Source organism: Rothia sp. CCM 9417 (assembly GCF_048513575.1).
Classification (GTDB): Bacteria; Actinomycetota; Actinomycetes; order Actinomycetales; family Micrococcaceae; genus Rothia.
The window spans coordinates 1-11,517 of record NZ_JBLXXT010000008.1; the positions used below are offsets into that span (position 1 = coordinate 1).

The 11,517-nt window shown below is 55.0% G+C and carries 8 protein-coding genes and 1 tRNA gene; 5 read left to right on the forward strand and 4 right to left on the reverse strand.

Annotated elements, in window-relative coordinates; all coding sequences use genetic code 11:
* A partial coding sequence (gene rpsA, locus ACN082_RS08545; protein WP_419100441.1) for a 30S ribosomal protein S1 occupies positions 1 to 1,457 on the reverse strand: 1,457 nt, incomplete at its 3' end.
* Positions 1,458 to 1,777: 320 nt separating this feature from the next.
* Positions 1,778 to 4,609 (reverse strand): DNA polymerase I, encoded by a 2,832-nt coding sequence (gene polA, locus ACN082_RS08550; protein ID WP_419100442.1) that lies wholly within the window; start codon positions 4,607 to 4,609, stop codon positions 1,778 to 1,780.
* A gap of 115 nt (positions 4,610 to 4,724) precedes the next feature.
* On the opposite strand from polA, the gene ACN082_RS08555 reads away from it, so the two are divergent.
* A complete protein-coding gene (locus ACN082_RS08555; RefSeq protein ID WP_419100443.1) occupies positions 4,725 to 5,156 on the forward strand; it encodes a PaaI family thioesterase in 432 nt (143 codons plus the stop codon).
* An 89-nt stretch (positions 5,157 to 5,245) separates the two neighbouring features.
* Complete coding sequence (locus tag ACN082_RS08560) at positions 5,246 to 6,514, forward strand: dicarboxylate/amino acid:cation symporter (protein ID WP_419100444.1); 1,269 nt, start codon at positions 5,246 to 5,248, stop codon at positions 6,512 to 6,514.
* Positions 6,515 to 6,910: 396 nt separating this feature from the next.
* Here the strand turns inward: ACN082_RS08560 and ACN082_RS08565 are convergent, their stop codons facing one another.
* Positions 6,911 to 7,525, reverse strand: a complete 615-nt coding sequence (locus tag ACN082_RS08565) for an ANTAR domain-containing response regulator (RefSeq protein WP_419100445.1) — start codon at positions 7,523 to 7,525, stop codon at positions 6,911 to 6,913.
* 266 nt (positions 7,526 to 7,791) lie between these two features.
* On the opposite strand from ACN082_RS08565, the gene ACN082_RS08570 reads away from it, so the two are divergent.
* A tRNA-Leu gene (locus ACN082_RS08570) sits at positions 7,792 to 7,874 on the forward strand.
* Between the two features lie 577 nt (positions 7,875 to 8,451).
* Here the strand turns inward: ACN082_RS08570 and pyk are convergent.
* Entirely contained in the window at positions 8,452 to 9,921 is a 1,470-nt protein-coding gene (gene pyk / locus ACN082_RS08575) for a pyruvate kinase (protein ID WP_419100446.1), read from the reverse strand.
* Positions 9,922 to 10,258: 337 nt separating this feature from the next.
* Between pyk and ACN082_RS08580 the strand changes: the two genes are divergently transcribed.
* Together ACN082_RS08580 and ACN082_RS08585 are read left to right on the forward strand one after the other, a co-directional pair.
* On the forward strand, positions 10,259 to 10,846 hold the full coding sequence (locus ACN082_RS08580) for a flavodoxin domain-containing protein (protein ID WP_419100447.1): 588 nt from the start codon (positions 10,259 to 10,261) through the stop codon (positions 10,844 to 10,846).
* 38 nt (positions 10,847 to 10,884) lie between these two features.
* Complete coding sequence (locus ACN082_RS08585) at positions 10,885 to 11,445, forward strand: flavodoxin domain-containing protein (protein ID WP_419100448.1); 561 nt, start codon at positions 10,885 to 10,887, stop codon at positions 11,443 to 11,445.
* Positions 11,446 to 11,517 lie beyond the last annotated feature (72 nt).

Genomic DNA, 11,517 nt, shown 5'->3' on the forward strand with positions numbered 1-11,517 from the left:
TTGCCGGTCAGCTTCTTGCGGAGTTCCGCAAGTGCCTCATCTGATGCCAGGGTGCCGGTTTCGGCGGGCTTGTCGGATGAGTATGAGGTGGGTGCTGCTTCGGCGGGTGCTGATGCGGGAGCTGCAGTTGCGGCTTCTGCGTCGGCTTCGAGTGCCTTGGCGACCTGTGCCTTGTGTGCTTCCCAGCGGGTCTGGGCTTCGGCGTACTGCTGTTCCCAAGCTGAGCGCTGGGTTTCGAAGCCTTCGAGCCATTCGTTGGTCTCGGGGTCGAAGCCCTCGGGGTACTTGTAGTTGCCCTCGTCGTCGTATTCTGCTGCCATGCCGTAGAGAGCGGGGTCGAATTCGGTTGACTCGGGGTCAACACCTTCATTGGCCTGCTTCAGTGACAGGGAGATGCGGCGGCGTTCGAGGTCGATGTCGATGACCTTGACGAACAGTTCGTCGCCAACGGAGACAACCTGCTCTGCCAGGTCCACGTGGCGAACTGCGAGTTCGGAGATGTGGACGAGGCCTTCGATACCGTCTTCAACGCGAACAAATGCGCCGAAGGGTACGAGCTTGGTGACCTTACCGGGAACAACCTGACCCAGTGCGTGGGTGCGGGCGAATGCCTGCCAGGGATCTTCCTGGGTAGCCTTCAGTGACAGGGAGACGCGTTCGCGGTCCAGGTCAACTTCGAGCACCTCAACGGTAACTTCGTCGCCAACTTCGACAACCTCTGAGGGGTGGTCGATGTGCTTCCAGGAGAGCTCGGATACGTGGACGAGGCCGTCAACGCCGCCGAGGTCAACGAATGCACCGAAGTTAACGATGGAGGATACAACGCCGGTACGAACCTGGCCCTTTTCGAGCTGGTTGAGGAAGGTTGAGCGGACCTCTGACTGGGTCTGCTCGAGCCATGCACGGCGTGATAGAACGACGTTGTTGCGGTTCTTGTCGAGCTCGATGATCTTGGCTTCGATTTCCTGGCCGATGTAGGGTGCCAGGTCGCGGACGCGGCGCATTTCGACGAGTGAAGCGGGCAGGAAGCCACGCAGGCCGATGTCGAGGATGAGACCACCCTTGACGACCTCGATGACGGTACCGGTAACGACGCCGTCTTCTTCCTTGACCTTTTCGATGTCGCCCCAGGCGCGCTCGTACTGTGCGCGCTTCTTGGAGAGAATCAGGCGGCCTTCCTTGTCTTCTTTGGTGAGGACAAGAGCTTCAACAGTGTCACCAACGGAAACAACTTCGTCGGGATCTACGTCGTGCTTGATGGAAAGTTCGCGTGAGGGGATGACGCCTTCGGTCTTGTAACCGATGTCGAGCAGAACCTCGTCGTGGTCAACCTTGACAACTTCGCCGGACACGAGATCGCCATCGTTGAAGTACTTGATGGTTGCGTCGACAGCTGCGAGGAAGTCCTCTTCGGTACCGATGTCGTTGATTGCAACCTGAGGAATGTTGGTGCTCATAGAGAGTAGGGCTCCAATATGGATAGTTTTTCTAGGTCAGTGCAGATATTTTCTTAGCTTCTTGGTGCTACCGGGGTAGTTCCGAGGGTAGGAAAATATGTGGTTCGCTGCGCTGAGCGTTGATATGGACAAATTAACTGTGCGTTTTCTACGCATAGACGTAGTAAGCGCACAGGTTCAAGTCTAGGGGGTAGCTATCTGTGGGTCAACGGTTTGACCCGCGATTTGGCCATGTGTTGAGGGCTTTGACACGTGATGTTGGTCTTAAAGTTAGCTACCCCCGGACTCTGCCTGATTCCGGGGGTAGCTTTTGGGTTTTGTTAGTGTCCAGCTTCGTGCCAGGAGCGGCCCCAGCCGACCTGAACATCGAGCGGAACTTGTAGGGATGCAGCACCGCTCATTTCTTCGGTGAGGATACGTTCAGCAGCTTCCTCTTCACCGGAAGCGACTTCGAGGATAAGTTCATCGTGTACCTGGAGGAGCATGCGGGTTGAAAGCCCCTCATGTTTGAGCCGTGCATCAACGTTAATCATGGCGATTTTGATGATGTCGGCTGCTGTTCCCTGGATAGGTGAGTTGAGGGCGGCACGTTCAGCGGCTTCCCTTCTCTGCCTGTTAGAGCTTTGCAGATCCGGCAGGATGCGGCGGCGGCCAAACATGGTTTCGGTGTAGCCGGTCTTGTGGGCTTCTTTAACAATTGAGCGGAGGAACTTCCCCACTCTACCGAAGCGTTGGAAGTAGGTGCTTCGCAGGCTGGTGGCTTCATCGACGGAGATTCCCAGCTGCTTGGATAACCCGAAGGGTGAGAGACCGTAGGCTAGGCCGTAGCTCATAGCTTTGACCTTTGAGCGCATCTCGGGCGTGACGTCCTCTGGGGCCACGCCGAAGACCTCGGCACCTACGAATCGGTGGAGGTCTTCCCCGTCTTGGTAGGCCTGGATGAGGTCCCCATCGTTAGACAGGTGCACCATGATTCGCATTTCGATCTGTGAGTAGTCTGCTGTCAGCAGGCTGACGTAGTCCACACCGTCAACCGCTTGGGGTGCAACGACGAAGGCGTCTCGAATTTTTCGCCCTTCCTCCGTGCGAATCGGAATGTTCTGCAGGTTGGGGTCAGTGGAGGACAGCCGCCCGGTGGCAGCCACGTTCTGCTGGTAACTGGTGTGAATACGTCCGTCAACCGCTCTTGCCTTCTCAAGCCCCTCAACGGTCTGCTTGAGCTTGGTGTAGTCACGGTAGGTCTGGAGTTCAGCCAGAAACTGGGCACCCTGACTTTCGGGGTCCACCTGGTTGAGGATTCCTTGGAGGGAGTCAGCATCGGTTGAGTAGCCGCTCTTAAGTTTGCGGGTGGTAGGTAGCGACAGCTCATCGAAGAGGACGCCTTGGAGCTGCTTGGGTGAGCTCAGATTGACCTCGTGACCCAGCACCTGGTAGGCGGCTTCGGTAGCTCGGGTAACGTGCTCACCGTAGTAGTTCTTGAGCTCGGTGACGTTTCCGGCATCCAGCGCTACACCGGCGATTTCCATACGCGCTAGGACGCTTGCTGCTGGTAGCTCAATCTCTTGGTAAAGCCCCAGCTGGTTTTTGGCGACCAGGTCCCGGTGCAGGGCGTAGGCCAGTTCTTGAATGTAGCGCGCGACGTTGCCCTGGTAGTCCAAATCTACAGCGGGTTCCAGGGAGAACAGCTCGCCCTGGTCGGCCCCTTCCGGCTCAGCGGGGAAAGTTTGGTTGAGGTAGTCCCGGCTCAAATCTTCGAGCATGTCTTGGAAGCCTCGCCGCCGGGCCGTGGGAATAAAACCACAGACGTATGAGGAAAGGAGCGGGTCCTCAACTACACCCGCAAGGGGGAGTCCTGCGGCGTCTAGGGTCTTGTAGGCCTGTTTTGCGTCAAAGACAATCTTGGGTGCATTGGAATCTGCCAGCCAGTCCCCCAGCTTGGCCTGCAAGCCGGCATCGGCAAGCGGAACATCAAGATAGATGGCGGTATGCCCTGCAAGCAGAAGCAGGCCGTGTAAGCCCTGCCCGTGGGCTGGGCTGGTTTCGGGGGCTTCACGATCGATGACGGGGTAGAGGGTAACCGCCTGGGCAAGACGCTCGGGCACCTGGCTCCCCCGCTCCACCGCTGCTATATTCTGGGGAGCCTGGGCCAGGAAGTCCGTTAGACCCTGTGCCGTGCTGACAGTGTCAAGAGCTTTGAGAGAGATTTCAATAGCCGGTTCAGCCGGTAGCATTGATTCAAAGAGCTCAGCCATGCGCTTACGGATTGAGTTGAACTCCAGGTAGTCAAAGAGCTCATCCAGTTCTTCCTGGTTAGGGCCGTAGTGGTCCGCATCGGCCAGGGTAACAGGCAGATCGAGATCATCAACAAGACGGTTGAGGCGGCGGTTGCGCAGAACGTCCTCAACATGGTCACGGAGGGCTTGGCCCTTCTTACCTTTGATCTTATCTGCATTATCGAGCACACCGGCAAGGTCACCGTATTCGTTAATCCATTTGGCGGCGAAGCCGGGGCCAACCCCGGGTACACCGGGTAAGTTATCGGCCTGTTCCCCGGTGAGGGCGGCCAGGTCGGGGTAAAGGTGGGGTGCAACCTTATATTTCTCTTCTACAGCAGCCGGGGTCATGTAGCGAATCCCCTTAGTGGGGCCGGTCGTGACCGGGTAGAGCACGGTTACAGTATCGGTGACAAGCTGGAAAGCGTCGCGGTCTCCCGAAACAATCTGCACCTGGAACCCTGCTTCGCGGCCCTGGCGGGCATAGGTTGCCACGATGTCGTCAGCCTCATAGCGGGGCAGGGTCACCGATGGGATATTCAGCGCGGTGAGGGCTTTTTGGATCAGCTCGATCTGCCCGTAGAACTCTTCGGGAGTTTCGTTACGCCCGCCCTTGTACTCGCCGTATTCCTCGGTACGGAATGTGCCACCGGAGAGGTCAAAAGCAACAATGATATGGCTGGGCCGTTCAGTCTTAATGAGGCTCATGAGAGTAGAGAGGAAGCCGTGTACCGCGTTGGTGTGCTGGCCTTGAGCGTTAACAAAGACATCGACGGGAGTCCCATAGAAAGATCGAAAAGCCAGTGAATGGCCATCAATCAGCATCAGTTTCTGGGGGTTATCTGCTGAAGTTTCAGGTGTAGTAGTCACCCTCCCCATCCTACAGCCCACCCTAGCCGGTGCCCAGACAGCTTCCGTTCTTGGCAGCTATTCTCACCTACTATAGATAAAGGGTGTTCAAAGAGCCCTCAGATTACAGTGGAGGAAACAAGCAATGGACAGTACCCAAGCGCCCCCCAAGGACAAGCCAGCAGCTGCAAGCATCAGGGCAGGTTCCCTGGCACAGAAACTGGGCATTGAGATTCTTGAGGCCGACCCCCAGCTCACAGTTGCTACCATGCCCGTGGCTGGTAACACACAGCCAGCAGGTATACTGCACGGCGGCGCATCAGCGGTTCTTGCTGAAACTTTAGGTTCTTGTGCCGCGAATCTTTTGGTGGCCGGAAGCAGGCGGGCGGCGGTGGGCCTTGACCTGAACATCACGCATGTACGGCCTGCGCGAGCAGGGCTAGTGACCGGAACCTGCCGCGCTGTGCATCTGGGGCGGAGTATATGCGTTCACTCTATTGAAATCACCGATGAGACCGGCAAACTGATCGCAACAGCCCGCATCACTAACAAAATAATTGATGTGCCTGCCTCCTAGTTCAGCACCAGAAATTCAGGGACCTTGTCCTGTACACTCATGGGGTAACACAAGCACATAAAAGACCACACAACCACAAGGAAACCCTTATGAAGAAGATTCCGCTGCTCGTGTGGATTATCGTCGCCATCATCGGCGGTATCCTCATCGGCGCCTTTACGCCCGGCGCTATCGCCGGCATCAACGGGGCACTCGGTAGCTCAATTCCCACTGATTTCGTGGTACAGCTCTTTGTCTCATTCTCCACCGTATTTAGCGCCTTCCTGAGCTTTGCAATTCCGCTCATTATCATTGGCTTCATCGTGCCGGGTATCGGCTCGCTAGCCAAGGGCGCGGGTAAGCTCCTGGGCACAACCGTCGGCCTGGCTTACACTTCATCTGTTACTGCCGGCTTTTTGGCAGTCACCGTTGCGCATTTTCTCTACCCCATCATTTTAAAGGGGCAGCAGCTCACTGCTTTTGAGAACCCCGAAGAAGCGCTTTCTGCGGGCTACCTCACCTTTACTCTTGACCCGATTATGTCCGTTATGAGCGCCCTGATTCTGGCTTTCATTCTTGGCCTGGGTATTACAGCGCTCAAGACCAAGAACATGCTCAACCTCTTCCAGGACTTCCAGGTCATCATCGAGCGACTGCTGTCCTACGTGATTATCCCGCTCTTGCCCGTACACATCGTGGGTGTCTTTGCCAACATGACCATGGCCGGCCAGGTAGGTCAGATTCTAGCTGTCTTCGGCAAGGTCTTTGTCATGGTTATTGCCCTGCACTGGATTATGCTGGCTATCCAGTACACCCTGGCAGGTGCCCTTACTCAGCGTAACCCCGTCAAGATGCTGCGCGGCATGTTGCCCGCCTACTTCACCGCTATCGGTACACAGTCATCGGCAGCAACCATCCCCGTGACTGTCGCCTCAGCTAAGGATGTTGGTATCAAGGGCAAAATTGTTGATTTTGCAATCCCCCTCTGCGCAACCATCCACCTCTCCGGTTCAATGATTACCATTACATCGTGCGCTGTAGCTGTTGTTTATATGACCAGCGGGTCACTGAGCTTCACCGCTATGATTCCCGTGGTTCTGGTGCTGGGTCTCATGATGGTTGCCGCTCCCGGTGTTCCCGGTGGTGCGGTTATGACCGCAATCGGCCTGCTCCAGTCCATGCTGGGTTTCGATGAGTCCATGATTGCCCTCATGATTGCCCTTTACCTGGCGCAGGACTCCTTCGGTACTGCTACGAACGTGACCGGTGATGCTGCAATTGCATCATTGACTGAGCGTGTAGCTAAAGTTTTCGGTGCCGATAAAGACGACCTGCCCACTGCAGAAGCATCCCATAGGCCTATTGCCGCTTCTCACTAAGAAGTAGCTCCAATACGATGAGGTCCGGCCCCCTGCAAGTGCAGGGGGCCGGACCTTTCTCTTGACCGGGTAAAGTAGATAATCAAACGATTTTATCGATCCCACTCGAAAGGCTACCGATGAACCCCCGGCACCGAAAAATGCTTGGCAATATCTTTTTGATTCTTACGCTGTTTATCACTGCTACCGCCCTTAGTCAGGGGGGTCTGTGGTGGGCCGGGGTTACCCTCTTTGCTGCACTGACTCTGTGGGGAATCGGCGTCAAGAATGATGGCTCTTGAGAAAAGCTATCAACTCATACAGCTACTGAGGCTTTCAAACTGCCTGCCCCATAAATAAGCCCGCCTAGACTGCACGAGCTGTTTAGGCGGGCTTCGTATCGCTTAGGAGCTAACCCTACTGGACCTGCTTAACGATAGTCTGCGCGACATCACGCATAGAAAGGCGGCGGTCCATAGAAGTCTTCTGAATCCAACGGAAGGCCTCAGGCTCGCTCAGACCCATGCGGGTCATCAGGAGCGACTTTGCGCGATCGACTAGCTTACGAGTCTCGAACTGATCCTTGATATTTGCAACTTCGCTTTGGAGCGCACGAATCTGCTCGTAGCGACTGATAGCCACCTCAATAGCGGGTACTAGATCGTTGGGGGTAAAAGGTTTGACCACATAGGCCATCGCGCCGGCCTCTGTCGCCCTGTCCACTAACTCTTTCTGGCTAAAGGCAGTCAGCAAAACAACGGGTGCTAGTTGCTTCTCATTAATGAGTTCTGCTGCGGCGATACCGTCCATAATGGGCATCTTGACGTCCATCAGGACGAGGTCTGGTCGGTGTTCCTCAGCAAGTTCAACCGCTTTTTTACCGTTATCGGTCTCGGCTATTACCTGATAGCCCTGGTCTTTAAGAATCTCAACGATATCGAGGCGTATTAAGGCTTCATCTTCAGCAACAACAACTGTTCGTTGCGGCCTTTCTTCGTAGGTCTCAGGCTCTTGGATAGTCTGCTCCGACATCTCCCGCTCCTTTTATGGTTTCTGCTTGTGTGGGGGTTTACGGTGCCTTGATATTCACATGCAAACCGCCCGTTTACCCCGTAAAACGAGGTAAAGCGGGCCGACCCTTTCTTACCTATAATACCCCTCCCATAGCCTTCTGAATCGCACAGATTCCAGAGAGCAAGACACCGAATTCAGCTCACCGCACGAGGCTGCCCACCTCTTGACTCAAGGATTGGCATATTTGTGCCGAAACATGTAAGGTAGAAGAGCTTTAACCGCTTGCCCAAGTGGCGGAATTGGCAGACGCGCCGCACTCAAAATGCGGTTCTTCGGAGTGTGGGTTCGAGTCCCACCTTGGGCACCATAAAACGCCTAGTCAAAGCGTTATAAACCCTCTCCTGTTGACAGGAGAGGGTTTTTTGTTGACACAGCACCCCATACTTAACACCGTGGCAAGCATTCGAAAATGCCCCCGCCCCCTGGTATACAGCCCGGTCGGGGGCTTTTTAGGGCCACACGGGCAGGTCGCTGGCTCTCCCATGAAGTTATATACCAATATGCAGAAAAGCTTCTTGACCAGGGGAGGTCTTTATCGTCTGGAGATTGGCTGATACCCGCCCAGAGAAAATCCGCCCCTCCACATATAAGCCAAGAGGTGGATCGGGGCGAGACAAAATCACCTAGTTTTATTCTTGTGGTTCCTGCGGTGGTTTAATTCAAGACTAATGCGCTTAATCCTGAGTCACCGAGATAGGCCTATACCCGGTTGCGGCGCGCCACCTGGCACGCCCCCTTCTGAGCTAACAATACGTGCACCACAGGCTGATGCTTGAACATCTACCGGTCGCCATCACCAGGCGCTGAGCGCCAGGACGGTTATTAGCAAGCTCCGCCCACCCTAGAAGGGCAGGCGGAGCTTCTTTAGGTTATTTCAAGGCTTATTAGTCGTGGAAAGGGCCAACCGTTTCACGAGCCTCGGGAAGAATCGCCCCGGCATCGTCCAGATCGCCCACGCGGTGGACCTTAACGCTGTTGGTTGAACCGGCAACCCCGGGAGGCGAACCGGCGGCCATAACAATCAGGTCGTTGGGCTCTGCAAGGCCGTTAGCCAGCATGAAGCGGTCCACAACAGCAGTCATTTCATCGGTGTCACGAGCAGTCGGTGCCACTGCCGCTTCAACACCCCACAGAAGTGAGAGGAAAGCACGAACTGAGGGCTCAGGGGTAAGCGCCAGAACGGGCTTAGCAGGACGCAGGCGGGCCAGACGGCGAGCAGTGTCACCGGACTGGGTGAAGGTTGCCATGTATTTGACGTCGAGCTGGTCAGCAATGTTGACAGCTGCGCGGGTGATAGCGCCACCGCGAGTCTTAGGTGAAGTACCAAGCTCAGGAACACGGAAGAGACCACGCTCTTCGGTTGCTTTGATGATACGGGCCATGGTCTGAATGGTGATGATAGGGTACTTACCCACAGAAGTCTCACCGGAAAGCATCACAGCGTCGGCACCATCGAGGATAGCGTTGGCGCAGTCAGAGGCTTCTGCACGGGTGGGAGTGGGGTTCTGAATCATAGTTTCAAGAACCTGGGTAGCCACAATAACGGGCTTTGCCCAGCGACGAGCTAACTCAATCGCGCGTTTCTGCACCAGGGGCACTTCTTCGAGGGGGAACTCAACGCCGAGGTCACCACGGGCAACCATGATACCGTCAAACTTATCAACGATATCCTGCAGGTTTTCGACAGCCTGGGGCTTCTCAACCTTAGCGATAACCGCGATCTTTCGGCCTTCTTCTTCCATGATTTCGTGTACGCGCTTGATGTCATCACCAGAGCGCACGAAGGAAAGAGCGATAATGTCTACGCCGAGTTTGAGGGCGAAACGCAGGTCGCGTTCGTCTTTCTCGGTCAGAGCGGGGATAGAAACAGCAACACCTGGAAGGTTAATACCCTTGTTGTTAGATACCGGGCCCCCGACAACCACCCGGGTTGTTACAGTGGTTTCGTTAACCTCGATGGCTTCAAGACGGATTTTGCCATCATCAATCAAGAGGGTATCGCCGGGCTTAACATCTCCGGGTAGGCCCTTGAAGGTAGTACCGCAGATCTCCTTGCTACCTTCAACATCTAGGGTAGTAATCTTGAAAGTATCGCCGGGCTCAAGAAGTTCTGAACCGTTTTTGAAAGTTTCCAAACGAATCTTGGGGCCCTGAAGGTCGGCAAGAATTGCCACGTTTTGACCAAGCTTTTCGGCCTGCTCGCGGATAGTTGCGTATGAGTCAGTGTGAACTTGGTGGTCACCGTGGCTCATGTTTAGTCGGGCGACGTTCATGCCCGCTTCGATAGCCGCGGCAATCTTCTCGGGAGCTGAAATTGCAGGGCCGATGGTGCAAACAATCTTTGCGCGTCTCATCAATCAACCTTAGGTTTGTAGGGGTCTGAGAACCTGATGACGTGGCTTCTGCAAGTGCGCGGTTACCCGCTCACTAACTACCAAGGCATTCACAGAGCGATAGTCTGAAACCAACGTGTCTACCACCTAGTATACTTTGTTTTGTGAGGTTTTTATGGAGTCCTCCACCACTTTTTAGCCCTTCCCCCACCCAATTCCCACAAAAACACACATATTCAGTCAGTATTCCAATATTTTAGGGCTAAGGGTTACATTGCCCTTGTGCGGGCTAAAATGAGGGCGTACCCTGAACACTGTTTCATACTCGCGATACGGCACCCATAAGTGAGAGGTCCCTATGCCCAGCCCTACTGTTCTTATCCTTTTCGGTTCAACCTACGGCCATACCCAACGGTACTGCCGCTGGATTGCTGAAGATTTGGAAGCCCTAGAATCTGCACCAACCGTGCTACTCTCCCCCATTGCCGAAGCAACCGATGAACTCATTGAACAGGCAGATATCCTGATTGTTGGCGCTAGCTACCTGGGAGGCTTTCTCACAGGCGCCCCCACACTCCGCAAACGCCGTGAAGCAATGCTCAAGGTACCCCGCCGTCTCTTCTTCACCGTCTCTTTCAACGGCACCGAGGTCTACCCCCGCTCCTACCTTGATGACAAAATCATGAAGAGTTACAAGGCCGACGTAGCTGAAGGCCACCCCGCCTACCATTTCCGCGGCGGTCTAGACCTTAAGAACATGTCTACGACCCACAAGACTGTCCTAGCCGGTGTACGTACCGCCCTAAGACTCAAGCCTCACCAAAACGAATTTAACCGCCAGATGATTGAATCCTTTGATAACGGCGGTGGAGACTACACCAACCGTGAGTGGATCGATCCCCTGGTAGAGCAGGTCAAGACCTACTTGAACGATAGCAAGGGCTAAAACCAAGCACCACAGGAACTGAAGGGGAAACCCGCACCATGACAACTGTCCTTATTACCTACGCCAGTCAGTACGGGCACACCGAACGATACGCTCACTGGATTAGCGAACAGCTCGGAGGCGGCTACCGCTGTGAGCTCCTGCCCGTCGAAGACCTTACTGAAGCTGCCATTGAAAAGTCTGATGCAGTTGTTGCGGGTCTGAGTGACTACGGCGGATTTCTCACCGGTGCAAGTGCTCTCAAGAAGCACGCTGGCTTACTCGCTCAGCGGCCCCTAGCCCTCTTTACCGTTTCCTTTAGCGGATTAGAGGGCGGGAGCCAAGAAAAGCTCGATGCCATGCTGTCCAAGAATATTAAAGAAACCCTGGTCAGCCACGCTATCAGCACCTGCCACGTTCGCGGGGGCTTGGACCACACCAGGTTATCGCTCAAACACAAAGCCGCACTTGCTGGGATCCGCTCTGCCATTGCCGCTATCCCCCGCAAATCGCTGGCTAACCAGCAAATGCTCGATAGCTTCACCGCTAAAACGGTAGACTACTCCAGCCCAGAGCAAATAGAACCGCTTGTAACAGCACTCAAAACCGCGCTGTCCTAGTTCTTTTATAAAGATGAAAGGCCCGGCCCCTACTTTCTAGGGGCCAGGGCCTTTTTACGTGAAAACTCTGTG